Source organism: Nodosilinea sp. FACHB-131 (genome assembly GCF_014695395.1).
Taxonomy (GTDB): domain Bacteria; phylum Cyanobacteriota; class Cyanobacteriia; order Phormidesmidales; family Phormidesmidaceae; genus Nodosilinea.
Genome location: NZ_JACJOF010000016.1, coordinates 167,201 through 192,859, shown reverse-complemented (window position 1 = coordinate 192,859; position 25,659 = coordinate 167,201). Strand labels below are relative to the sequence as shown.

Sequence of the window (25,659 nt, the reverse complement as noted above, 5' to 3'; positions counted from 1 at the left end):
GTCATTATTTTATGTCTAAGTACGACTCCCATCTTAAGTGCTCGTTTTGTGGCAAGTCTCAGGAGCAGGTGCGCAAGTTGATTGCGGGGCCGGGGGTCTACATCTGTGACGAGTGCGTTGACCTGTGCAACGAAATTTTAGACGAAGAGCTGTTTGACTCGGGCACTGCGATCGCCCAGCCCGTACCTCGGCGCGATACCCCCGCTGCCGATCGCCCGCGCACCGCTCCAGCCATTGCCCTCAACCAAATACCTAAGCCGCGGGAGATCAAGAATTACCTCGACGATCACGTCATTGGTCAAAATGAGGCCAAAAAGGTGCTGTCGGTGGCGGTCTACAACCACTACAAGCGCCTCAGCTACCTGCAAGGGTCTGAGGGAGAAGCAGCCGACGATGTCGTTGAGCTACAAAAGTCGAACATTTTGCTGATTGGCCCCACAGGCTGCGGTAAGACGCTGCTGGCTCAGACCCTAGCCCGTATTCTCGAAGTGCCCTTTGCTGTAGCTGATGCTACTACCCTCACCGAGGCGGGCTATGTGGGTGAAGATGTGGAAAATATTCTGCTGCGGCTGCTCCAGGTAGCCGACCTAGATGTGGAAGAGGCCCAGCGCGGCATCATCTACATTGACGAAATCGACAAAATTGCTCGCAAGAGCGAGAATCCTTCCATCACCCGCGATGTGTCTGGTGAGGGCGTGCAGCAGGCGCTGCTAAAAATGCTAGAAGGCACCGTTGCCAATGTGCCGCCCCAGGGCGGGCGCAAGCATCCCTACCAAGACTGCATTCAGATTGACACCAGCAACATCTTGTTTATCTGCGGCGGTGCCTTTGTTGGGCTAGAAAAAATTGTTGAACAGCGGACTGGCAAAAAATCGATTGGCTTTGTGCAGCCGGGCGAAGGGCAGTTTTCTCGCGAAAAGCGTACCGCCGACGTGCTGCGTAATTTGGAACCCGACGATCTAGTGAAGTTTGGCTTAATACCTGAGTTTATTGGCCGCATTCCGGCAACCTCGGTGCTAGAGCCGCTGGATGAAGAGTCGCTGATGGCGATTTTGACTGAGCCGAAGAACGCATTGGTGAAGCAGTTCCAAAAGCTGATGCTGATGGACAACGTGCAGCTTGAGTTTAAGCCGGATGCGCTGCGAGCGATCGCCCGTGAAGCCTACCGCCGCAAGACTGGCGCTCGCGCCCTCCGCGGCATTATTGAAGAGCTGATGCTTGACATTATGTATGAGCTGCCCTCGCGCAAAGACTTGAAGCGCTGCACGATCACCCGCGAAATGGTGGAGCAGCGGTCTACCGCTGACCTGCTAGTACATCCCTCGTCTATGCCTAAGCCCGAGTCTGCTTAGCCATGCCCTATATTGACGTCAACCAGGTTAACCACTATTACGAGTGGGTCGGCACCGATACACCGCGCGATCCGGCCTCTACTAAGCCGGTGATGGTCTTTATTCACGGCTGGGCTGGGTCGGCTCGCTACTGGCAGAGCACGGCGGCGGTATTGAGCGATCGCTATGACTGCCTGCTCTACGACATGCGCGGCTTTGGGCGATCGCGTCTGGCTCCCGACCAGCAGGAGGCCGCTGCGGCGCGAGGCTATGAGCTAGAAACCTACGCGGACGATTTGGCTGAGCTGTTAAAGGCGCTCAATCTGCCCAAGGTTTCGATCAACGCCCACTCCATGGGGGCGTCGGTGGCGGTGTACTTTTTGAATCAGTACCCAGAGCTGTGCGATCGCGCCATCCTGACCTGCAACGGCACTTTTGAATACGACAAAGCCGCCTTTGAGGCCTTCTACAAGTTTGGCGGCTACGTGGTGGCCTTTCGGCCCAAGTGGTTGGGGAAAATACCGCTGGCACCGCGCTTCTTTATGGCTCGGTTCCTCAGCCGCCCCATTCCCGCTGCGGAGAAAATTGCGTTTTTAGACGATTTTCTAAACGCCGACTACGCCACGGCCCTCGGCACCATCTTTACCTCGGTCAGCAAAAAGGCGACAGAGGTAATGCCCCTTGAATTTGCCAAAATTACCGTGCCAACTTTGCTGGTGTCAGGAGAGTTCGACAAAATTACCCCCGCAGAACTGGGGCGCACAGCAGCGGCTTTGAACCCTAAGATCGAGTACGCATTGGTAAAGAATACTGGGCATTTTCCCATGCTCGAAGACCCGGAGACTTACCTCGGGTACGTCAACGAATTCCTGGCTTAGACCTCAGCTGAGGTGCTTTGCTGCGCATTGTCCTAGCCTCACCATTGGCATAATACCCCCGATCTATGGATAGGCTGCCCACCGATCAGCTGCTGGCTCTGGATCGCCGCCATGTCTGGCATCCCTATGCGGCGATGCCCAACACTGGGCCTTTGTTTGCGGTGCGATCGGCTCAGGGCGTCTATCTAGAGCTAGAAACTGGGGAACGCCTGGTGGATGGCATGTCGTCGTGGTGGACCTGCATTCACGGCTATAATCACCCCCGGCTAAATCAGGCGGCCCAGGAGCAAATGGGGCACATGAGCCACGTTATGTTTGGCGGGCTGACTCACCAACCGGCGGTGCAGCTCGCCCAAAAGCTGGTAACGATCACGCCAGAGCCCTTACAGCAGGTGTTTTTTTGCGATTCCGGCTCGGTGGCGGTCGAAGTAGCTATGAAGCTGGCGATCCAGTACTGGCACAACCGGGGGGAACCGCAGAAACAGCACTTTCTGACGATTCGCAACGGCTATCATGGCGACACCTTCGCGGCCATGGCGGTGTGCGACCCGGTGAACGGCATGCACCACCTGTTTCGCCACAGCTTAGTGGAGCAGTATTTTGCCGATGCGCCCCAACTTCCCTTTGAGGGATTGTGGGATGAGGCAGACATAGCCAGCTTTGAGGCGATTTTGCAGCGCCACCGTGGGGAGATTGCCGCCGCGATCTTTGAGCCGGTAGTGCAGGGGGCAGGGGGCATGCGAGTTTATCATCCAGAGTACGTACGGCGGGCCAGGGAACTGTGCGATCGCTACAACATTCTCCTGATTCTCGACGAAATCGCTACGGGCTTTGGCCGCACAGGTAAGCTATTTGCCTGCGAATATGCTGGCATCAGCCCCGATATTCTCTGTGTCGGCAAAGCGTTAACCGGCGGGTTTATGTCCCTAGCGGCCACCCTGACTACCGAGCACATCAGCGAAACCTTTGCCCAGGGGGAAGCGGGAGTTTTCATGCACGGTCCCACCTTCATGGGCAACCCCCTCGCCTGCGCGGTAGCCTTGGAAAACTTGAACCTGTTGGCAAGCTACGACTGGGTTGCGAGGATACGTGCCATAGAAACCCAGCTCAAGCAGGAGCTAACTCCCTGCCGCGACCTGCCAGCAGTGAAAGATGTGCGGGTCTTGGGGGCGATCGGAGTGGTAGAGCTGCACAAACCAGTAGATATGGCGGTGGTACAACCCCGATTTGTTGCCCAGGGAGTGTGGCTGCGACCTTTTGGTCGCCTGGTTTATACCATGCCCCCCTACATTGTTGAACCCCAGCAACTCAGGCAGATCACAGCGGCCATACATGAAGTTTTAATTACTTAAGCCACGCCCTTGGCAAACCTCACATTTGAAGCAGGCACAACAACCGCACAGGTCTACGCTCGACTGCAAGCCATAGTAAAAAGAACGAAGCCCATCCTAGGACTGCCGCCATGTCGGTCATTTATGAAGTTGAACATGTCACCACCTACCGCTACGCCAGGCCGGTGACTTTTGGCCCCCACAAGGCCATGTTTTTGCCCCGGGGCAACTACAGCGGGCGACTGCTGGACTATTCTCTGGATGTTAACGTGCCAGCTAAGGTGCACTGGATCAGCGATACCCTCTCCAACAACGTAGCGGTAGTTGACATCGGTGAACCAGCCCAAGAACTGACCTTTACCTGCCGGTTTCGCGGTGAACACTTTGGCACTAAAGGCATCAATAACTTTCCCCTCGACCCCCGGGCCCATGAGGTGCCGGTGCAGTACACGCCCGATGAATGGACTGACCTAGCGGTATACCTACGGCCCCACGCCGAAGACCCCGATGGATCGGTGGCGGCCTGGGCCAAGAGCTTTGTGGCAGGCGATCTAGATCGCACCAGCGACGTGCTGAGTCGCATCATGAACACAATTCGCGACACCATCACCTACCGATCGCGGGAAGAAGAGGGCACCCAGCTACCGGGGGAAACCCTGCGGTTGAAGTCGGGCACCTGCCGCGACTACGCCTGGCTGATGATGGAAACCCTGCGGCGGCTGGGGCTGGCCTGCCGATTCGTGTCGGGTTACCTATATGACTCCGCCCTGGACGGCGGCGACGTGGGTATGACCGGATCGGGGGCCACCCACGCCTGGCTTCAGGTATATCTACCAGGGGCGGGCTGGCTGGTATATGACCCCACCAACCGCCTAACCGAAGGGTTTGATTTAATTGCGGTGGCGATCGCCCGGCACCCCGGCCAGGCAATTCCCCTCGCTGGCTCATGGTTTGGCAATGCGGGCGACTATCTGGGCATGGAGGTCTCGGTAGCCGTGCGCAAACTGGGGGCAACGCCAGAGTTTAAGTGAGAAAGTTTTGAGTTTTGAGTTCTCAGTTTTGAGTTCTTGCAGTAAGCCTTTAATTCAAAACTCAAAATTCAACCTTCAAAACTAATTTCATCCCTCTCTACCGCCCCAATCGGTTAGGAATATCCTCACAGCCGCCGGGAACAGTAGCGCGGGTAGCCTCACCGCCCCAGGCCCCGATGTAGCGGCGCTGTTCCTCAGACAGGCGGTACACGCCGCCGAAGTTAGCTCCTTCGACTACGGCCCCGGTGTTGGCTCCGGTAGTGTAGTCAGGTGCGCCGGTGCGGGTGCGGGGAGTGGCGGTGGCAGCATCCCCATAGAAAAGTCGCGCCTCCATCAGGTCGGCCCCAGACAGATTGGCTTGGTACAGAATAGAGCGGGCAAAATTGGTTCTCACCAAGTCAGCCCGGCGCAGATCAGCGCGAATCAGGTTGGTTTCGCTGAGGTCGGCCCAGCGCAGGTCGCTGCTCGACAGGTCGGCGGCGGCCAGCATGGCCCCCAAATCGATGACGCGGGTGCCGTTCAGCCGGTCTTCCTCATAACCACCCCGGCCGTCCAAAATCGGGCGGCCCAGGCGATTGTCGCGGCGCAGGGGGGTGAGCAGCTTAGAGCGAGAGAGAAAGCGTATAACCTTGGCCTTGCCTCCGGCATCAACGCTGCTAAGAATGGCGGCGGTGCGGGCTTCGGCAATGATGCGCTCCTGGGGCCAGTCTTCGAGCAGGCCTTCATCATCGAGCACCAGTTCTGAAATGCCCTGAAAGTAGGAGTCGATGGTTTGCTGCTGGGTAATTAAGTTTTGCTGTTTGGTCAGGTCGCGGGAAATAACGTACTGCCGCCAGGCCACAAACAGAGCCAAAAAGGCGATAAAAATTTGCCCGATCGCCCCCAAGAAATCTCCTAAGGCCCCCAAAACATCCCATCGCAGAGTCAAACCCCAGGTCAAAATGGCCCGATTAACGCCGGTGATATTCATCAGCCCCACCAGCCCCACCAGCACCCCAGGGATGGCAATCAGCAGCGACTGCTGCCGAGCCGACAGCTCCCCCAGCACCTCCTGCAGAAAAGGCCACATCAGCCGAATCGACACCAGGGTGGCCACCAAAGACCCCGCCAGGGTGAGCCAAAAACTGCCGGTGATCAGCCCCAACCCAATCACCGCGACCGCCACGACGGTGATCGCGCTGGCCGAGGTGACCGCAGAGTCAACCAGCAGGGGCTCGACATTCATCGGGTCGGAGGGGTCTAAGTCGAGCCGAGTGGCACCCGGAACCGGCCCCGCTGCACTCTCGCCAGGGTAGGACCGGACTAGTTGGTCGGAGGTAGCACCAGCGCCGTTGTCTGGAGTAGAGGTTGGTAGCGGGGGCTGGGCTGGATCAGGGGACGGGGGAGTCATGGGCGCGCAACGATGAGCAAGATAGACAGCCCTTTGGGATACGGCGGCCAAGGGCAAATTGTCTGGCTATATTTAAGCACCTTAACCTTGGAACTATAGCCTTTGGGGCGGGTTTGCTCCGTCGATAGGTCGAGGTGACTAACCCCGACTAGTCGGCTCCGGCCCATCGACGGTAGACTGATGGGGATTTTGCCCGCTAAAACGGGCGTTTCAGCACATGTTGAGGAGGGTAGGGGCAGCGGCATTATGGTGATTACTGGGTTGATTTTGCTGGCCGCGATCGCGATTTTAGTCTGGGGCTACCGCCGGGCCTTGCCCTACGGCACCGTGGGTATCTTGGCTTGGCTGCAATCGCTGGTGCTGATGGCCCCGTGGCTGCTGTTCTTTGGGCTGTTTGCCCTGGGTATTTATGTCAACCTGGCGGGGGTGCTGCTGCTGTTGTTGGGATCTACTGGCCTCTATATTTATCTGGGGCGACGGTTGCGAGCCCTGGGGCAGGACATGCTCTCGACCCAGCGGCCAGCGCCAGCGATGGACTCTCCCCCCGAAAACACCGATCGCCTAGAGCCCCTCGATCAACCCACCCCTGCTCCTGCTGCCCCCGCCGCGATCGCCCTGCCCCCGGAAGATCTGACGCAGATCGAAGGCATCTTTGGCCTTGACACTTACTTTCGCACCGAGACGATTCCCTACGACCAGGGGGCAATTTTTCGCGGCAACCTGCGGGGTGAACCGGCAGCCACCCAGGCTACCTTGGCAGAACGACTGGAGGAGCGACTGGGCGATCGCTACCGCCTGTTTTTAGTCGAAAACCTCGAGCAAAAGCCTACGGTAGTGGTACTGCCCGCTACCGCCGACCCAGTCAAAACCACCCCGGCTCAGTGGGCGCTGGCGGGGGTGCTGGCGATCGCCACCCTGTTCACTGGCCTAGAAGCCGGGGCGATTTTGCAGGGCTTCGACCTACTGCAAGACTTTTCCCGCTGGCGGGCCGCCCTGCCCTTTTTGGTGGCCTTGCTGGTGATCCTGCTCAGCCACGAAGCGGGCCACTGGATTGCGGCCCGACGCTACGGGGTGCGCCTTAGCCCGCCCTTCTTCATCCCCGCCTGGCAGATTGGGGCTTTTGGTAGCCTCACCCGGTTTGAGTCACTGCTGCCCAACCGCAGCGTGTTATTTGACATTTCCCTAGCCGGGCCTGCCGCTGGCGGCATCATTTCCCTAGCCATGCTGGTGGGCGGGCTGCTGTTGTCGCACCCCGGCAGCGCCTTTCAAATTCCCTCCGGGTTCTTTCAGGGGTCGGTGCTGATCGGAGCCTTGGCCAAGGTAGTGCTGGGCTCAGCGCTACAAGCGCCCTTGGTAGATATTCACCCGCTCACCATCATGGGCTGGCTGGGGCTGGTGATCACCGCCCTCAATCTGATGCCAGCCGGGCAGCTCGATGGTGGCCGCATGGTGCAGGCCATCTACGGCCGCAAAACCGCCAATCGCACAACGGTGTTTACCCTGGTGGTGCTGGCCCTAGTGGCGTTGGCCAACCCCCTAGCCCTCTACTGGGCCGGGGTGATTGTGATCTTGCAGCGCACCCTAGAGCGCCCCTGCCTAAACGATATCTCTGAACCCAACGACGCCCGCGCCGCCCTGGGGCTGCTGGCCCTGTTTTTAGCCCTGACGGTGCTACTACCCCTCACCCCCAGCCTGGCCGGTCGCCTAGGCATCGGGGCGTGATGGAGTGGTAGGGGGGTTAGGGGATTAGGTTGTTCAGCCCTCACCACTCACCCACCCATTCACTCACCCACCCATTCACTCACCCACCCATCCACTCTCTACACCACCGGCTCGACCTGAATCTCCCCCAGCCGCTGGGCCAGATAGGCAGCGGCAGTGATCGGGGGAAATTGGGGCATTCCCCCGGTGCGATCAACCAAACTATCTACTGGAGTCAGGTCAATCTCGGGACGGGGATGTACAAAAAACGGCATCGACAGGCGGGCCTGGTTGCTGGGCTGGGGATTGACCACTCGATGGGTAGTGCTCCTAAACAGCCCGTTGGTAAGGTTTTGCAGCATGTCGCCGGTATCTACCACGATTTGGCCAGGGGTCGTTTTAACGGGCAGCCACTGCCCATCCTGGGTGAGAATTTCAAGCCCTGGAGCGGTGGCCTCGCAGAGCAGAGTAATGAGATTGATATCTTCGTGGGGGGCTGCCCGCAGACTACCGGCGGTAGGTTGGCCCACGGGCGGGTAATGGGCCAAGCGCAGCACTGTGTTGCCACCGTTGGCCATGGCCACCAGCCAGTCGCTGGGCTGACCTAGATAGTCGCTACAGGCCACTAGCAGCACTTCCGCGCAGGCCATAAGCTGCTCGTATAGGCGGGTCATCACCGGGCGGAAGGAGGGCACCTCCTGGGGCCAGGGCGAATCAGCGGCTGTGAGGCTGTGGCGATTGACGTGCCAAAATTCCTTGAGATCAGGTAGGGTGTGGCCCTTAGCCTGCTCACTGCCAAAACTTGAAAAGCCTACCCTACCCGGATACCGGGGTAGGGAGTACTGAGTTTTAGCGGCATCGGGTAGGGCAAAGAACTCGGCAGCCACTTGATAGGCTCGCCGCACCACCTCTGGCGAAACCGGGTGGGGTTCCAAAATAAAAAAGCCAACGTTTTCTAGAGCCTGGCCCAGGGTTGCGATCGCCCGCTGTCGTACCGCCGTAGGGCCGATTAAATCTGCGTAAGACACCACAGGAATGGGCGGCCGGGTCATGGTGTGATCCTTGGAGAGGATAAAATAGGTTGGCTGGATTGTAGCAGCCTAGTCAAGGGTCAATAGCTGACCGAAGTTGCGGTTTCTGAGCGAGCGATCGCCAGCGTCTGGCGACTCCAAATTTGGCAAACTCGGTGGTTCAGCGGTTCAATAACCGAGACACCCGAGCATAATGCGATAAGGTTGGGCTACATGGCTTGCTAACGCTTTATTGTCTGTGAACACTCCTGCTAACCAAGAGCCCAGTCCCATGCTGCACATCGGCGACCAAGTGTTGACTGCCGCCGATGTTGTGCCCCGGCTACAGCGCTACGGCATGCTGCCTGCCCTGATCAAAGAACTGTTGATTGACCAGGCGATCGCGGCGATCGCCCTCACCTCAGAGCAGAGCGCCCAGGCCCTAGACCAGTTTTTGCAGGCCAATCAGGTGACGACCCCCGAGCAGCAGCAGGGGTTTTTAGCCCAGCGGGGGCTGACCGAAGGCGATCTTTTGGCGCTAGCTCAGCGGACTCAAAAGCTTCAGCAGTATAAGCTCGACACCTGGGGGCACCAGGTCGAATCTTATTTCTTACAGCGCAAGGGCCACCTCGATCGGGTTTTGTATTCTCTAATTCGCACCCGCGATGCTGGCCTGGCCCAAGAGCTTTACTTTCGCATCAAAGACGACGGCCAACCCTTAGCCGACCTAGCCCGTCAGTATTCCGAAGGGCAAGAGGCCCAAACCGGAGGCCTGATCGGCCCCGTAGAGCTGTCGGTACCCCACCCGGCCCTGGCCCGAATTCTCTCCATTAGCCAACCCGAGCAGCTCTGGCCTCCAACTCGCGTCGGCGAATGGTTTGTGGTGGTGCGCCTGGAAAAGTTTTTGCCGGCCCGATTGGATGACGCCACTCGTCAACGTCTGATCGACGAGCTGTTCAACACCTGGTTAGCTGAGCAAGTACAGCGGGAGCTTCAGTCCAATGCCATCTCAGGCGTAAACTCTCTGCCACTAAACAACGACTAGCCCGGCCTATCTTTGCCTAGCGAAGGTAAACCTTTGCGAACTACGGAGGGCAAACCTAGGCCGATCGCCCATCATGAACTCGTGGTGCACCCGTAACATTTTGATACGATATGTCCGGACAGCCCAAGGAGGTCAATAATGGCCCGCTTTCAACCGATGGACTGGGGAATGGGGGTGCTAATGGTCGCCGCCACCTTCAGTGGTTTAGCTGGTAGAGCCCTGGCAGAAACCCTGCCTCTAACCAATCCGACAGAGCCTGAGGAGGCTACTCCGCTACCTATTCAAAGGCCACAACCTGGATTAGGCACAGCTGAGGAGAGTTTTCCTGAGGCCTATGTGCTGGGGCCGGGCGATCGCATCCGCATCGATATTTTCAACATTCCAGAGTTCAGTGGCCCCGAAAACGGCACTCACGAGGTGCTAGTCGATGGCACCCTGTCTCTTCCCATGGCTGGGGTAGTAGCCGTGCAAGGGCTGACCCTAGCCGAAACCCAAGCGGCCCTAGTCGCCAGCTATGCCCCATTGCTGACCCGTCCGCCCCAGCTCACCGTCACGCTGCTGTCGGCCCGCCCGGTGCGGGTGGTGGTAGCTGGCGAAGTCAACCGCCCCGGCACCTACACCATTGAGCTAGAGGCCGAGGCCAGCGGGGGCAGCGCTGGAGCCGGTCGCCAGTGGCCCACCCTTACCCAGGTAATTCAAGAAGCGGGTGGCATTACCCAACAGGCAAACATCAAAGATATTCAGGTGCGGCGGCCCCAACTCCAGGGTGAAGCCATTCTCACCACCAGTCTATGGGAGCTAATTCGTACCGGCGACATTAGCCAAGACGTGCGCCTGCGCGACGGCGACACCATTGTGATTCCCAAAGCCGTAGCGATTTTACCTGAGGAGTCAGTGGCGGTCTCTAGCGCCAATTTTTCTCCGGAGGAAATACCGGTGCAGGTAGTGGGTGAAGTGGCGCGCCCCGGCGGGGTGACGCTGCCCGCCAACGCTACCTTAAACCAAGCTATCCTGGCCGCAGGCGGGTTTCAGCGCAGTCGGGCTCGGAACTCTACGGTAGAGCTAGTACGGCTCAACCCTGACGGCAGTGTTGACCAACGCACGGTGAATGTCGATCTATCCGCGGCGGCTAACGACACCACTAACCCAATTTTGCGCCCCAACGACGTAGTGATTGTGGACCGCAACATCGCCGCCGCCGCCGGCGACACCCTAGGACTCTTTCTGAGTCCTTTTACGTCTCTGACTACTGTCTTGAGGCTACTGGGGTTTTAACCCCGCGTCCCAAATACAATCTCACTACCCAAAACTTGTGCTCCAGGTTCAAATAGGTCTGAATCTAGGTCAGTATCTGAGTTTTGAGCTATAAGTTAACGAACTCTTGGGAGTATTCCCAAATAGCCCCTATGCCTTTTCCCCCCTCCTCCACCCATGAGACCAACGGTCATGGCCATGCCAAACCTGGTTTTATGACTGTTATGGCGCCGCCATCCCTAGTGGATCAGAAAGATGAGGTAGACTTCAGTCGGCTCGCAGGGGTATTTAGGCGTCGGGCGGGTGTGTTTCTCGGCGTGGCGGCCCTCTCCCTGGCGGGGTTCACCCTTTGGCACCTCAGCCGTCCGCCGGCCTATAGCGGCAGTGCTAGCCTACTGGTAGAGCCCGTCACCGCCGTGAATGCTCCAGGACTGGAGACAGTTACCGGAGTCCCCAGCCCATCGGTTTCTAGCCTCGACTACACGAGCCAAATTCGAGTGCTGCGCGGCCCGGCAGTGATCAATCCCATCTTGGCCAAGATTCAGCAGCGCTACCCCGACATTACCTACAACTCCCTACTCAACGGCTTGAACATTGTCCAGGAAGGCGAATCTAAGGTGCTGCGCATCAGCTACAGCGACCCTGACCCAGCGGTAGTGGCGTTTGTGCTTAACCAGGTGGTTGAGGGGTTTGTCAACTACAGCGTGCAAGACCGTCAGGGAGAGCTGCGCCGAGGCCTGACGTTTTTAGATGAACAACTGCAAGAAAAATGGCAGGAAGTTGCGGCCATTGAGGGAGAGCTCAGCGAGTTTCAAAAGCGCTACGACCTAGTCGATGTCAACGCCACTAGCGAAAGCGTTACCCAGCGGCTCAACCAGATGCTGGCTGACCAAGAGCAGCTGCGGGTGCAGCTTAGCTCCCTAGACCCTCTCTACGAAAATCTGCGGGAGCAGGTAGGCTTTGACCCCAATACCGCCATTCGGGTAGCAAACCTCAACGAGTCCCCAACCTACCAGGCGCTGTTGGGAGATTTGCGTGAAATTGAACAGACCATTGCTACGGAGTCAGCCCGGTTTCAGGCCGACACCCCCATGATCGAGGCTCTGACAGACGAGCGGCAGCAGCTTTTACCGCTGCTGGAGGCGGAAGCCCAGCGCTTAGTGGGGTCGGCAGTAGAAGCCGAAACCTTAGGCTACCAAGGATCGGTAAGCCAAACGCTGATGCAGCAGTTGGTTGATACTGCCAACGAGATGCAGGTGTTGCAAACTCAGGATCAAGCGATTGGTCAGGCTGTGCAGCAGCTGCGGGCAGAGATTCAGCGGTTGGCGGATCTCTCCCGGTCGTATCAACAGATCAGCCGCGAGCTGACCGTAGCCGAGACTAGCCTCGATCAGCTTTTGGCGAGTCGGCAAGATCTGCGGTTTCAAATGGCACGGCAGGCGTCGCCGTGGGAGCTAATTTCGCCCCTTAATGAGACCAGCATTGCTGAAACCAGCAATTTACCCCGCAACCTGTTGCTCAGCACGGTGCTGAGCCTGCTGCTGGGGGGAGTTGCGGCCTTGCTGCGCGATCGCCTCGACCAAGCCTTTCACAGCGCCGACGAACTGGTCAAAGCAACTCAGCTGCCCAACCTGGCCGGGGTACCCAACGCCCCTGCTCTACAGAAGCAGCCCCTGCTGATGGTGCCCAACCTGTCTGCCACCATGGCCGATGTGCTCACCCAAAACCAAAGTCCCCACAAGCTATATACCTCCTTCAGCTTTGCCGAGGCCTTTTACTCGCTAGAGGCCAACCTGCGCATGCTCAGCTCTGATACCCCGATACAGGTGGTAGCGCTAACCTCTTCAGAGCCTGGCGAAGGTAAGTCAACCATCTGTGCCCACCTAGCCATTGCCGCCGCCAACATGGGCCGCCGAGTGCTGTTAATTGATGGCGATCTGCGCAAGCCCAGTCAGCACCTGATTTTTGGCCACCCCAATCGCCAAGGGCTGAGCGATCTGATTACTCAACCGCTCGATGATCCTATGGACCTCGTTCAGGTGATACCGGGCAATCCCAACTTGCACTTGCTAACGGCAGGGGCGCGGCCCCCAGCCCCTGGCCGCCTGCTGTCATCGCGCAAAATGCAGCAAATCACTGAGCAGTACCGCCGCCACTTTGACCTGATGATTTTTGATACCCCACCCCTAGCGGGGGGCATGGTCGACGCGAAGCTAGCCGCAGCCCATGCTGATGGGCTACTGCTAGTGGTGCGCCTCAACCGCTCTGAGCAAGCGGAGATTCAGCGGGTGCTGGCGGACCTGGGCAACACAGTCCAGGCTCCGCTGCTGGGTCTGGTGGTCAACGGCGTACCCCACAGCCGCCAGAGTGGCTACGACTATTACTACGGCTACTACGGTCGCCCTAGAGTAGCGGCAGGGATCAATGACGGTTAGTCAGTGGTTGCCTTGTCAACAGCAGGTGTGGCGATAACAAAGGGATGTGAGGAGCAATAGGGAATGAAGCGCAAATCAAGACCACTGATTACTGGCGGACTGTTGGGACTAGCTGGGCTGGGGCTGCTGCCATCACAGGCTGAAGCTACCCCTGACAATTTAGCTGTAGCCCCTGATCCCAGTTTGGGCACAGCTCTGGCTGTGGATCCGCACCCGGTGGTGGAGCCCGAACCGTCGGCCCAAACCACCGAACCCCAACTCGATGAACAGGGAACGCCCCAGCCCGTCTGGAGCCCAGACGGCAATCAGACCATTGTGATTGAAGCAGCGACCACTGCTCAGCAGCCAGCCTTGGCAACAGCAGTCGTCAGCCCTCAGCCAGAGCTATCGGCTCCAGCCACTGCTACCGTAGAAAGCAGGGTTTCCGAAATCTCAGAGCCTACCCTCACACTCGCACCAGAGGTGTTGCCAGAGGCTGCCGCGATCGCCCCGGCTGCCGCCCCAAACCCAGTATTAGAGAGCCCAGAGCCCTCAGCCAGGACCCTAGCTGAGCTACCAGTAGCCCCTGCGCCAGCGCCAGAGGTAACTCAAGCTGAAATCCCAGAGGGCGTAGACAGTGACCAGGCTGCGATCGCCAGCCCTCCCGTCGGCACGTCTGCTACCCCGGTAGTTGCTGAGAACGTTGCTGACAGCACCGAGGTAGCGCCGACCGTTACTCCAGCTGAAACCTTGGCTGAAATTAGCGCCAAACCCATAGCCAGCAAGCCAGCCCCGGCCCTTCAGCTACCTGGAGTAGAGTCCCGCTCCGCAATCCCCACAGCGGTAGAGCGTCTGGCCGCTACCTCAACGCCGATCGCCTCCCGCTCCGCTCCAGGAGCTACCCTTGACCGTCCTGCCCCTGAGGCAGCGACATCCGCCTCTAGTACTGCGTCGCGCCGGACCGCTGATGTGGCGGCCCTGCGATCGCGCTCAACAACGGTTCAAGCGTTGCTGCGCGATCTGCGCACTGCCTACGGCCTAGAGATCGAGGGTACCCCTGCCCGCCAAGTCTCCCAGACTGAGACCGCGAGCCGGGGGCCACAGCTGCCGCCGCTGCCCTCGCAAGCTAACCGTACCGCTCCGGCTGAAAATACCACCGCCCATCAAATTCCCGTAGCTACCCCACTGCCTTCCCCGCCGATGGCTCGCCAAACCGCTGAGCGAGAGCCGCAGTTACCGTCATTTGCCGGCCAGAGCCCCAACGTCGCGCTGGCCTTGCCGTCTCCTCAGCCTACCCTGTCGACTAGTCGAGCCGCCCTAACCGCGCCGCCGGTAGAGCTGTCCGCAGCCCCGCTCTCTGCCGCTGCGGTTCCCGGCACCACCGCTCAGGCCACGCCGTCGTCCCCCGACGCTACCCAGCTGCGGAACAATCTGCGTGTCGCACCGCTCACGACTGCCGCAGAGGCTACACGCTCTTTTCCCCCCTCGCCCAACGCCGGCATTCCGTCAGCCTTTGGGGCCAACTGGGGGGATGTATTTTTCAGCGCCTCGCTGGCTGGGGCCGATCGCATCCGTCCTGAGGCCGATGGCAGTCTCTCCATGGGCTTTGGGTTAGGCGACTCGCGCCGGGCCGTAGGGGTTGAGCTAGCCTACAACCTACAGAGCGTGCGACGGTTTGGCGAAAACGGCGGTTTCGACGCCAAGGTTCACCGTCAGGTCTACAGCAGCGAAGAGACTCAGGTGGCCGCTGCCGTCGGGCTAAACAATTTTGCGTCCTATGGTGACAATGCCGGTGGCAGCGAGTCTAGCCTCTACGGCGTGGTCACAGCAGCTCATCTCCTTCAGCCAGAACATCCCAGCAACCGGTTACCGATCACGGCCTCACTGGGGGTAGGGGGCGGGGCTTTCAGCGGTGAGAGTAGCGATGTTGGGGTGTTTGCCGGCGTCGGGCTCCAAGTGCATCCGCAGTTCTCTATCAATACTGCCTGGAGTGGTGTGGGTGTCAATGTAGGGGCTTCCATTGTGCCAGTGACCACGCTGCCCCTGACCCTCAATCTGCTCTATGGCGATGTCGGCAACAATACGCGGGCAGGTTCCGTCGCAGTGTTAAGCATCGGCTACGGATTTAACTTCGGCCCCCGGTTCTAAGCTCCTTTCACCCTGCTACCGCTCCCTCTCAACCTCAACTGACCTCAATCCTATTTAGGAGAATCCCCGTGGACAGACTGGTGCGCCCGCTGCGGCAAACATGGCTCATGTTAATTCTGGTAAGCGGAAGCTTGGCGATCGCCCTGCCCGGCCACAGTGGTTCGGTCCCCACGGGGCTAACCAGCGGCGTCAGCGTCGGCGGCTCAAACTTGTTGCCGATTGGGGCATCAACCCTATGTGGTCACCAAGAGGTGGATCAAGGGGTGGAGCCACCCCTATGCGGGGAACAGCTACTAGAGTCAGCCTCTGCCAACGCCACCGTAGACCCGATCACCGGCGATATCACCCTAACCACCACCGCTCAGCAGGCGCTCAATACTTCGGCCAATCAAATTGCTCAGGGGCTCCAGAGCACTAACCCCGTCCTGGCCGTTCTCCTGACCACGCCAGGAGAAATTAGCTTAACCAGCCCTAGCCCTGTAGGAGCTAGCGGCTCCAGCGAAGACGAAGATGCTGTCGAGACAGTGGATGACATGGCGGCGGCCGCAGCTGCGGCGATCGCCAATGGCGAAAGCGTCTCACTCACTAGCAGTCGGGGAACCCTCGGGATTGCTGCCCCCACCGTTGCCCAAGCCGGCGGCAGCGGTTCTATCCTGGTCACCTCGGCGGTATTTACGCTCCAGGGTGGCACCCCTATGGTGGCACCCCTACGGGGTACCTTGGCGCAAATTGCCAATACTACCGGCTTTTTAGCCGCCGCCTTTGCGACTGGTCTAACCCCGAGTCAGGTAGCGCCCTTCACTGAAATGGCCCTAGCCGGAGCCGACTACCGCGAGCTAGTGACGCTGTTCAACGCGGTTAGTGGGCTCATTCCCCCCCAGCCCCAGCCTCGCTCCACGGTCATCGCCGTTGACCCCACCCTACTAGAGGAAGCTATTCAGGCCTACAACCGCATCGTTGAGAGCAGCGTTCCAGAAACCTTAGCGACCTTGAGCCAAAACTCAGATTTTGTTGCTTTGGGGCGATCGCTTCAACAGCTGCGGGCAGCTATTGAAGTAGTTAGTTAGTGTCTTAGATCCATCAATTGTAAAGCTGTTTATTCCCGCACTCAAAGTGAAGAGTAAATCTCAGTCAAGGAAGCACATTTAACTAAGCTAAACTGCATCAAAATAAACTTGCACTATCCCGCTGATTCGATCGTAGCGGGCGAGAGTTTAGTGGGCAAAAAACCGCTCACCAATCCCAACTTATTTTAGCTAACTGCAACCTCTCCTTAGTCAAAACAGCAGTTCTTATCAACGGCGCTCGATTGGCAGCGGCATGGATTTAAAGATTGCCGATGCCACAAAATCGTGGCGTCGCAGTCTGCCAATGAGCTTAGTTTTCTGCTGTTGAGCTGGTCCACTAAGGGTCTAATTTATCGCAGAAAGGCTGTAACTCATACCTAAGATAGATTCAGAAAACTTTGCTCCTAGATTTATATAAGGTCGGCAAAGATTCAGGCTTTACCCTTATACCAACACTTCTTGAGCACCTAGGTGTTTTAGATGATGTGGTAACGATATAGCTAAGCAGATTGGTGCCAAGCCCACAAACTTAGTGCCGATTTGTTTTATATCTTTTCGAGAATCTATGATCAACATTTGAAGTCAAAGAGCCCAAATGCGCAGTCATAAGGTAAATTGTAAAAAATAATATTTCATAGAACCCCTCTCATCAAACTTTAGGTAATACTCTGAACACAAAGAATAGACTTTGAAGTTTGTGACAGCTTAAAAATGTTGCCTCCAATACACAATTTGACCTCTAGTTAAGGGCAATATCACATTTAATTGTCAGGAATTTCTTAACCGTTAGACTCTGCATCCATCCAAAAGACAAAGCTCAGGATTAGAGTGTTCAGCTGTCACCCGTGTTGCATCGCACAATGAGTAGATCCTATGAGAGCAAACCACAACCGGCCCAACCTTCCCTTGCAGGTCTCGATTCTGACTCAGTTTTTCCCACCCGACTATGCTGCGACTGGGCAGCTTGTGGAAGAACTAGCCCAGAGCTTTAGTCGCCAGGGGGTAGGGGTGCAGGTGTTTGCAGGACAGCCCGGCTACGCCTACGATCGCAGGCTTGCCCCCAAGCAGGAGGAGGCCCAGGGAGTAACTATTCGGCGCACGCGCACCTCGCGGCTCTGGCCCAGGCGAATTCGGGGACGCGCAGTGGGTGGGTTACTCTACTGTTTGCGATCGCTCATTAAGCTACTGCACCCAGACCGTCGCGGCCAGCTGCTGCTAGTCACCACCGAGCCTCCCTATCTGCCGGTGCTGGCCTATCTGATGTACTGCCTGTTTGGCCAGCCCTACCTATGCGTGGTGTACGATCTATACCCCGAAGTGGCCTTGGCTTTAGGAGTGGTCTCAAAGCATCACTGGCTAGTGCGTCTATGGCGCTGGCTCAACTGCCGCACGTGGCACCGGGCTGAGGCGATTGTGGTGTTAAGCCCAACTATGAAGCAGCGTATTGTCGATCACTGTCCCCAAGCCGCCGACAAAATATCGGTAATTCACAACTGGGCTGACCCCAGCTTGATTGTTCCCTTGCCAAAGGTCGATAACTGGTTTGCTCTACACCATCAGCTCGATCAAGTCTTTACGGTGCTCTATTCCGGCAATATGGGGCGCTGCCACGACATGGATACCATCTTGGCAGCAGCTATTGCGCTGCGCCATGAGCCCGTCAGGTTTGTATTTATCGGGGCTGGGGCCAAGCGCCAGCTCTGTGTTGACCGTACTGCCCGCGCAGCGCTGACCAACTGTTTGTTTTTACCCTACCAAGCAAAAGAAATCCTGCCCTTTTCTCTCACCGCCTGCGACCTCAGCTTAGTTAGCCTAGTAGAAGGGGTAGAAGGGTTAGTGGCTCCCAGCAAACTATACGGCAGCCTAGCGGCGGGCCGACCTGTGGCTGCTATTTGCGAACCCCACTCTTATCTGCGATCGCTGCTAGCCGAAGGGGAGTTTGGCCGTGCCTTTAGCAATGGCGATAGCGCTGGGCTGGCCAATTTTATTCGTACCCTGGTGGCCAATCCAGCCCTAGTTCAACAGATGGGCAACCGAGGTCGCCACTACATGCAGCAAAAGTTTACCCCCGAGCAGGGTACCGACCGTTACTTTGAGGTTGTAAAAGCTTGTCTGCGGACTCCAGTAGCGCCCCCGCTGACTGAGGTGCCCAAGGCTACCGTCTCTCGTCCCTAACTACACCAAACACGGCAAAAGAATCTTAAAAAACCTGGCTCTAGCCCTTGCCTAATTCAATAAATCCTGTACCCTTCTGGCATGGAGTGGGCTTTGACGGTCACTGCGATCTCAGTCTCTCCCCCGCAACCTCGGCAACCACTGCCGAGGCCGTAGCCCAGGACGGGTGTGGCCATCTTTATCCAACGCCTGTTAGTTAGCCCTGTGCTCTTTGCCATTTTTTCCCTATGACTCAGCCCCGCCGCAATCGCAGCCGCCCTAAACGACGCGCCATATATTGTCCCGACCATGGCACCTACCTCGACAGCGTCAGCCAAAAGTATCCGCTCTACACCACTGAGCCCGAGCATCTCCAGCAGCGGGGGTTAAGCCGGCTGCGATCGCTCACCGTGATTGCCGGTTACGGCACCGTCCCCTTGACCGGTGAATGGCTTGAGGCCTTCTGGTGCGATCACTGCCAAGAAACCCGCTGGTACCACGTCCACAGAACCGTCGCTAACCGATACATAGTTGTAGCCGCACCAGAACACCTCTGGATGCAGGCCAGCGGCGTCATTCTGCCCACCGGCAACCCCAGCGTTAGCGAGTTTACCCGCCGACAGGCTCGCCAAACCCAATACCAGGGCATCAAAGACTTTCGCCGCATTGGCTAAACTAGCGCTTGACTCTGTCTCAAGTAACCCTCAATGACCAAGCTGAAGATTAAGCGGCGCCGGGAATCGAGTGCTCCCGGAGAGGCCGAGCTGATTATTGAAGCAGGCCGCACAGAGAAAAACTACTGGCAAGATATCTGGCGCTATCGAGAGCTATTTTATTTTTTAGCCTGGCGCGATATTTTAGTGCGCTACAAGCAAACTGCTATAGGAGTGGCGTGGGCGCTCATTCGGCCATTTCTGACAATGGTGGTGTTTACAGTGGTGTTTGGCCGTTTAGCCAACTTGCCATCGAACGGGGTGCCCTACCCCATTTTAGTATTTTCGGCCATGCTACCCTGGCAGCTATTTTCCACCGCTTTATCAGAGTGCAGCAATAGCCTGATCGCTAACGCTAACTTACTATCAAAGGTATATTTTCCTCGCTTGGTAGTACCCACTAGTGCCGTAGTGGTTAGCTTTGTAGACTTTGCCATCTCTGGCATCATTTTGGTGGCGCTCATGGTGTGGTTTACCTATGTGCCTAGCTGGCGAATCGTAACCCTACCGCTATTTACCATAATTGCCTTAGCAGCCTCTATGGGTGTAGGGCTGTGGATGGCTTCCCTAAATGTGCAGTATCGCGATTTTCGCTATATTGTGCCGTTTTTGGTTCAGTTTGGCCTCTATATTTCTCCGGTAGGGTTTAGCAGCAGCATTGTGCCCGAGCGGTGGCGGCTGCTGTACTCGTTAAATCCCATGGTCGGAGTTATTGACGGCTTTCGCTGGGCCATTTTAGGGAATGAGGCCAGCATCTACTGGCCGGGGTTTGCCCTATCGACGAGTCTAGTCATGCTGCTGCTAGTATCTGGCATCTGGTATTTCCGCAAGATGGAGCGCACCTTTGCAGACGTGATTTAGCAGCCGATGCTTTTACACCACGACCTTCACCGACGGCTAGCATGTCTGATACTGTAATTCGTGTTGAAAATTTGAGCAAAAAATATATCATTGGCCAGCAGCAGCAAGAGCGCTACACGGCTCTGCGAGATGTATTGGCTAACAAAGCCAAAGATATCACCCAAATTTTCAACCCAAAAACTAAACACCAAAAGTCAAACTCAGAGGAGTTTTGGGCTCTAAAAGATGTTTCGTTTGAGGTCAAAAGGGGCGATCGCATTGGCATCATTGGCCGCAACGGCGCAGGCAAATCCACCCTCCTCAAAGTGCTCAGCCGTATTACGGAGCCGACTAGGGGACACATTAGCATCAAAGGACGGGTAGCCAGTTTATTAGAGGTTGGCACTGGATTTCACCCCGAGCTAACCGGGCGAGAAAATATTTATCTCAACGGCGCCATCTTGGGAATGAGCAAGCTAGATATTCACCGCCAGTTTGATGCAATTGTTGCCTTTGCAGAGGTAGAAAAGTTTTTAGATACGCCCGTCAAACGGTATAGCAGTGGAATGTATGTGCGGTTGGCATTTTCGGTGGCAGCACACCTAGAGCCAGAGATTCTAGTTGTTGACGAAGTGCTTGCGGTAGGTGATGCAGCCTTTCAAAAGAAGTGCTTAGGAAAGATGGAAGATGTAGCAGAAAAAGAAGGAAGAACAGTTCTATTCGTGAGCCACAACATGGCAACAATACAAAGCCTGTGCAATCAAGTTATTTTTCTAAACAATGGCCAAGTTCAAGCAATAGGTAATCCGGGCGCTATAATCCAGCTTTATCTCAATGAGGGAACTGCTTCTGAGGATTGGAGTAACCTGCATTCAATTGCTCAGCGCCGAGGAGAAGGAGCATTAAGGTTTTCAAAGCTGGAATTATTGAGTTCCCAAGGACGATCAGTTACTGCTGCATTGTCTGGAGAAAAGCTGATCTTTCGTTTATGTTTTTCTAGCTTTTCAGAAAAACTTATACATAAGAACTGTCGCATAGGTATTGCTATAACGAGCACATCTGGAGCTAGCATTGTGCTTTCAACTGAAATGATATGCCAAGACGCAGTCGATATTAGAGCCGACGACTGTATAGACTTTTGCATCGAAAGACTACCTCTTTCCGAAGGAATTTATTCATTAACACTTTTTGCCGAATCTAATAGCATCATTCAAGACTGGATTACTGAAGGAATTCAGTTTACTGTTGAGGGAGGAGACTTTTACGGTACAGGCAAGCATTGCCCGGCTGGCTATCAGGGGAAAAGCATCCTAATCGATTTTTCGATGAACAAAAAATCATATAAATATGCCTAATCAGCCATTACTATACAGAGCTTTTCGTAGGGTTATGAGCCAATTTAATCTCTTCCCCTGTGACAAAAGCTTAGAAGGCTTAGTATCTAATCTAAAAGACAAATATGGATACCAAGAGACAAGACTAGAACAAAAGCCAGTAGGTGCAAATCAAGAGCCCTTGCCCTGGTTTACCTATCCTGCCATTGAATATTTAGCTCAGTTAGACTTGAGTGATAAGTCTATTTTTGAATGGGGTTCTGGCAACTCATCTCAGTTTTTTGCCAGCCGCTGCAAGCAAATCACGAGTATTGAAAGCGATCCAGAATGGTATGAGTATGGCTCTCAAAGAATGCTTCCAAACCAAAAAATTCTCTTTCAAGAAGAGGCAGTGTTTGCTGAAGCTATAGATGAATCATTTTCAAAGTTCGATCTAATAATTATAGACTCTTTGCGAAGACATGATTGCGCCCTTAGGGCCATAAACCACTTGAATGATGGCGGCTTTATCATATTAGACAATTCAGACTGGCATCCTAAAACATCTGAGTTTTTAAGGGTTGTCTGTGATTTGATCGAGGTAGACATGCACGGTTTTGGCCCCATAAACCCCTATTCTTGGACTACTTCACTGTACTTACGTCGGGACTTTCGATTTACCCCAAAAGATGGAATCCAACCTAAAGTTTCTAAAGCAGGAATTCATCAAATATCTGAGTATGATTCACGCAGCAAAAAGAACTAAACTCTACTTGATTGATTCTGCTTTATTTAATCTAAATAAAAATGGTTAAGATTCAGCCTGTAAAGTATCTTAACCGACTAAAGAAGTTGGTAAAGGTGTCTGTTGAGGATACATTCATTTATCCTCTAAATATCTATAGTCATCATAACTTATCTTTCTCACAAGAGGGTGAAGATCGAATTTTGTGTAGAATCTTTGAGTATCAAAATCAAGGTTTCTATGTCGATGTTGGAGCTCACCATCCCCAACGGTTTTCAAACACTTATCTCTTTTATCTTAGAGGGTGGAAAGGCATTAATATTGATGCTATGCCAGGCAGCATGAAGCAATTTGAAGAACTACGTCCAGAAGATATTAACGTAGAAGCGGCAATTTCTGACTCTCAAGAGACTTTGAATTACTACATGTTTGATGAGCCTGCCTTAAATAGCTTTTCCGAAAAAGTCTCTGTTGAAAGAGGTGAGATGACCAACTACAAAATTATAGATAAAAGCCTAATCAAAACCAGAAGGCTTTCAGAGATTCTCGATCAGTATTTACTAGTAGATCAAGTGATTGACTTCTTGAATATTGATGTCGAAGGGTTAGATTATCAGGTATTACTATCTAACGACTGGTCAAAATATAAGCCCAAGGTCATTTTGGTAGAAGAATTATCCTCGTCGATAAATTCTATAGTATCATCGCCTACTGAAATAGGCTCTCTATTAAGCCATCAAGGCTATGAGCTATTTGCTAAAACATTTAACACGTCATTTTATCGACTAGTTTCTACATAACGTATGCCTTGCGCCACCCCAGTTGTCTTTCTAATCTTTCGTCGCCCTGACCTCACTGCCCGCGTATTTGAGGCAATTCGCCAGGCCCAACCTAAAATCTTACTCGTAGTCGCCGATGGTCCCCGCAATGAAGTTGAAGCCGAACTATGCCAGCAGGCTAGGGCTGTGACTGAGCAAGTAGATTGGGATTGCGAAGTGATAAGGCGCTACTCAAATAGCAACTTAGGCTGTGGCAAAAATGTCTCTCAAGGTATAACTTGGGCTTTTGAGAAAGTTGAAGAAGCAATAATTCTGGAAGATGATTGCCTGCCTCATTCGAGCTTTTTCCTTTTTTGCGATGAGCTGCTGAAGGAGTATAGATATGATGAACGAGTTATGCAGATTTCTGGCACAAATCTTTTGGGGAAATGGGAATCTAATACCCAGAGCTATCACTTTTCTCAATATGGTGGAATCTGGGGCTGGGCTTCTTGGAAAAGAGCCTGGTCTTTCTATGACTATAACTTAGAGCTCTGGGCCGATGAAAAGATCAAGAGCAGCATTCACGACATTCTTGTCAAAAAGCAACAAGTCCCTACCTGGTATAGAGCTTTCTGTGAAACTTATAGTGGTGAAATTGACACTTGGGACTATCAATGGCTTTTTGCTAGGCTGATTCAATCGGGTTTATCAATTGTACCTTCTGTTAACCTAGTGGCCAACCTTGGTTTTAGAGAGGATGCTACTCACACAAAAAATAGAGAATCTATTTATGCTCAACTCAAGCACAGTGAGATCACATTTCCTCTAAAGAAACGACTTGTGACTATGGTTGATTACGATTATGACCAACAATCACAATTGGTGCCTACTTCATCTCCTAAATCCATTATTGGCACAACAGCTTTCTTAAAAATAAAATTAAAAGCAATATTACAGAAGTACTTTAAACCGCTTAGGAATCAGAATGTAGTAAAGCGCTTAAGATTGGATAAGGCAAAATATGGGTTATCGATTTTCTTAAGAAATGTAATTCAATACAGTGAATTATTAGAAAGGCGCATTCTTCTAGATAAAAGCATCCAATTGGATCCATCAGCAAAGATTTTCCCTGAAGCTAAGATCACAAACTTAGCTGAAGATTCTAACTTAATAAGAGTAAATAAAGACTCAGTTGTAAGAGGTGAACTGCTTGTATTTGCTCATGATGGCAAAATTAGTATAGGTACTGATTGTTATATAGGCGAAGGCACTAGAATTTGGTCATCAAGTTCAATTCAGATTGGTGATCGTGTGTTTATTTCACACAATGTAAACATCCATGATACAAATTCACATTCGACTAATTCCCAGTTGAGATACCTACATTTTCGCCATATTATGTCAAGTGGTCATCCCAGGACAGATGATTATGATATAAAATCTGCGCCTATTTGGATAGATAGTGACGTGTGGATAGGGTTTAATTCCACGGTTCTAAAAGGTGTAAAGATTGGAAAGGGCTCAATAGTAGCTGCCTGTTCAGTAGTTACAAAAGATGTTCCTGAATACGTTCTTGTCGCTGGGAATCCAGCAAAAGTTGTCAAAAACTTAGAGATTGATTTGAAAGATGAATTGGCTAAAGAAAGCAAATGATAAACTGAATTTGTTGTACAAAGTTCTTTCCCTTTTGAAGGAGTTAAAAGTTACTTTAGGGAAAATTCAAGAGTCCTTAGGAAGAATAGAAGCTCGCCAAAATCAGCACTTAGATAGTAAGGATCTTCTCAGTCATGAATTTAGAACTTTTTCTCAGTGGGGAGAAGATGGAATTATTCAATTTCTTTTACGCCACATAGAAGTATCTCGGAAAGTATTCGTTGAATTTGGCGTTGAAAACTATTCAGAATCTAACACTAGATTTCTTCTTGTCAATAACAATTGGTCTGGCTTGGTAATAGATGGAGACAAGAGTAATGTTGATCACATAAAAAACGATCCAATCTATTGGAGGTATAACCTGAAAGCAGTTCACGCTTTTATTACGAAAGAAAATATTAATATCATTCTTTCTGAAAATGGTATTAAAGGTGACATTGGTATTTTATCCGTCGATATTGATGGAAACGATTATTGGGTTTGGAAGGAAATCAGTACTATAAACCCTGCAATAGTTATCGCTGAATATAATTCTAGATTCGGTAAAGACAGAGCAGTCACTACCCCATATAATGAAAATTTCGTCCGTTCTCATGCCCACTACTCCATGATCTATTATGGAGCATCACTAAAAGCTCTGTATTTCTTAGCAGAGGAGAAAGGATACACATTTGTTGGATGCAATTCTGCGGGAAACAATGCTTTCTTTGTGCGCAAAGACCTGAAGCCAGATTATATTAAAGAGTTGACTCCGGAGGAAGGTTATGTTGCAGGAAAGTTTAGAGAAGCAAGGGATGCTAATGGTGAACTACTTTTTCTTAAGGTAGAAGAAGAACAAAAGATATTATCTGATCTCCCACTAGTAGAAGTGAAGTAAACT

Annotated in this window: 20 protein-coding genes; 18 read left to right on the top strand and 2 right to left on the bottom strand. The window is 53.8% G+C overall.

Annotated elements, in window-relative coordinates; translation table 11 throughout:
• Positions 1-11: 11 nt before the first annotated feature.
• The 4 genes from clpX (at position 12) to H6F75_RS11005 (ending at position 4,571) form a co-directional block, all read left to right on the top strand.
• Entirely contained in the window at positions 12-1,352 is a 1,341-nt protein-coding gene (gene clpX, locus H6F75_RS11020; RefSeq protein ID WP_190752087.1) for an ATP-dependent protease ATP-binding subunit ClpX, read from the top strand.
• A gap of 2 nt (positions 1,353-1,354) precedes the next feature.
• A complete protein-coding gene (locus H6F75_RS11015; RefSeq protein WP_190752085.1) occupies positions 1,355-2,209 on the top strand; it encodes an alpha/beta hydrolase in 855 nt (284 codons plus the stop codon).
• A 65-nt stretch (positions 2,210-2,274) separates the two neighbouring features.
• Positions 2,275-3,561 (top strand): adenosylmethionine--8-amino-7-oxononanoate transaminase, encoded by a 1,287-nt coding sequence (gene bioA / locus H6F75_RS11010; protein ID WP_190752083.1) that lies wholly within the window; start codon positions 2,275-2,277, stop codon positions 3,559-3,561.
• A 110-nt stretch (positions 3,562-3,671) separates the two neighbouring features.
• Positions 3,672-4,571 carry a transglutaminase family protein gene (locus H6F75_RS11005; protein WP_190752081.1) on the top strand — a complete coding sequence of 300 codons (900 nt, stop codon included), beginning with the start codon at positions 3,672-3,674 and terminating at the stop codon, positions 4,569-4,571.
• A gap of 97 nt (positions 4,572-4,668) precedes the next feature.
• On the opposite strand, the gene H6F75_RS11000 is transcribed toward H6F75_RS11005, so the two are convergent.
• A complete protein-coding gene (locus tag H6F75_RS11000) occupies positions 4,669-5,961 on the bottom strand; it encodes a pentapeptide repeat-containing protein (RefSeq protein WP_190752079.1) in 1,293 nt (430 codons plus the stop codon).
• Positions 5,962-6,207: 246 nt separating this feature from the next.
• Here H6F75_RS11000 and H6F75_RS10995 point away from each other — a divergent pair, with 246 nt between their 5' ends.
• Positions 6,208-7,683 carry a site-2 protease family protein gene (locus H6F75_RS10995; protein ID WP_190752282.1) on the top strand — a complete coding sequence of 492 codons (1,476 nt, stop codon included), beginning with the start codon at positions 6,208-6,210 and terminating at the stop codon, positions 7,681-7,683.
• A gap of 98 nt (positions 7,684-7,781) precedes the next feature.
• Here the strand turns inward: H6F75_RS10995 and H6F75_RS10990 are convergent, their stop codons facing one another.
• On the bottom strand, positions 7,782-8,714 hold the full coding sequence (locus tag H6F75_RS10990; protein WP_190752077.1) for an isopenicillin N synthase family oxygenase: 933 nt from the start codon (positions 8,712-8,714) through the stop codon (positions 7,782-7,784).
• Between the two features lie 217 nt (positions 8,715-8,931).
• Between H6F75_RS10990 and H6F75_RS10985 the strand changes: the two genes are divergently transcribed.
• The 13 genes from H6F75_RS10985 (at position 8,932) to H6F75_RS10925 (ending at position 25,656) form a co-directional block, all read left to right on the top strand.
• The gene (locus tag H6F75_RS10985; protein ID WP_347710636.1) at positions 8,932-9,717 is read left to right on the top strand and encodes a peptidylprolyl isomerase; all 786 of its coding nucleotides are present in this window, start codon (positions 8,932-8,934) and stop codon (positions 9,715-9,717) included.
• A 138-nt stretch (positions 9,718-9,855) separates the two neighbouring features.
• Complete coding sequence (locus tag H6F75_RS10980) at positions 9,856-10,992, top strand: SLBB domain-containing protein (protein WP_190752075.1); 1,137 nt, start codon at positions 9,856-9,858, stop codon at positions 10,990-10,992.
• Positions 10,993-11,123: 131 nt separating this feature from the next.
• Positions 11,124-13,406 (top strand): polysaccharide biosynthesis tyrosine autokinase, encoded by a 2,283-nt coding sequence (locus H6F75_RS10975; protein WP_190752073.1) that lies wholly within the window; start codon positions 11,124-11,126, stop codon positions 13,404-13,406.
• Between the two features lie 63 nt (positions 13,407-13,469).
• Positions 13,470-15,533 carry a hypothetical protein gene (locus tag H6F75_RS10970; RefSeq protein ID WP_190752071.1) on the top strand — a complete coding sequence of 688 codons (2,064 nt, stop codon included), beginning with the start codon at positions 13,470-13,472 and terminating at the stop codon, positions 15,531-15,533.
• A 68-nt stretch (positions 15,534-15,601) separates the two neighbouring features.
• The gene (locus H6F75_RS10965; protein ID WP_190752068.1) at positions 15,602-16,600 is read left to right on the top strand and encodes a hypothetical protein; all 999 of its coding nucleotides are present in this window, start codon (positions 15,602-15,604) and stop codon (positions 16,598-16,600) included.
• 873 nt (positions 16,601-17,473) lie between these two features.
• The gene (locus H6F75_RS10960) at positions 17,474-18,775 is read left to right on the top strand and encodes a glycosyltransferase family 4 protein (RefSeq protein WP_190752066.1); all 1,302 of its coding nucleotides are present in this window, start codon (positions 17,474-17,476) and stop codon (positions 18,773-18,775) included.
• 227 nt (positions 18,776-19,002) lie between these two features.
• Positions 19,003-19,428 carry a hypothetical protein gene (locus tag H6F75_RS10955; protein ID WP_190752064.1) on the top strand — a complete coding sequence of 142 codons (426 nt, stop codon included), beginning with the start codon at positions 19,003-19,005 and terminating at the stop codon, positions 19,426-19,428.
• Between the two features lie 33 nt (positions 19,429-19,461).
• Entirely contained in the window at positions 19,462-20,328 is an 867-nt protein-coding gene (locus H6F75_RS10950; protein WP_190752062.1) for an ABC transporter permease, read from the top strand.
• A gap of 41 nt (positions 20,329-20,369) precedes the next feature.
• Positions 20,370-21,662 carry an ABC transporter ATP-binding protein gene (locus H6F75_RS10945; protein WP_190752060.1) on the top strand — a complete coding sequence of 431 codons (1,293 nt, stop codon included), beginning with the start codon at positions 20,370-20,372 and terminating at the stop codon, positions 21,660-21,662.
• Between the two features lie 34 nt (positions 21,663-21,696).
• A complete protein-coding gene (locus tag H6F75_RS10940; RefSeq protein ID WP_190752058.1) occupies positions 21,697-22,386 on the top strand; it encodes an SAM-dependent methyltransferase in 690 nt (229 codons plus the stop codon).
• 41 nt (positions 22,387-22,427) lie between these two features.
• Positions 22,428-23,165 (top strand): FkbM family methyltransferase, encoded by a 738-nt coding sequence (locus H6F75_RS10935; RefSeq protein ID WP_190752056.1) that lies wholly within the window; start codon positions 22,428-22,430, stop codon positions 23,163-23,165.
• A gap of 3 nt (positions 23,166-23,168) precedes the next feature.
• Positions 23,169-24,779 carry an acyltransferase gene (locus H6F75_RS28090; RefSeq protein WP_190752054.1) on the top strand — a complete coding sequence of 537 codons (1,611 nt, stop codon included), beginning with the start codon at positions 23,169-23,171 and terminating at the stop codon, positions 24,777-24,779.
• Positions 24,754-25,656, top strand: a complete 903-nt coding sequence (locus tag H6F75_RS10925) for a hypothetical protein (RefSeq protein ID WP_190752052.1) — start codon at positions 24,754-24,756, stop codon at positions 25,654-25,656. Before H6F75_RS28090 ends, H6F75_RS10925 begins: the two co-directional genes overlap by 26 nt.
• Positions 25,657-25,659 lie beyond the last annotated feature (3 nt).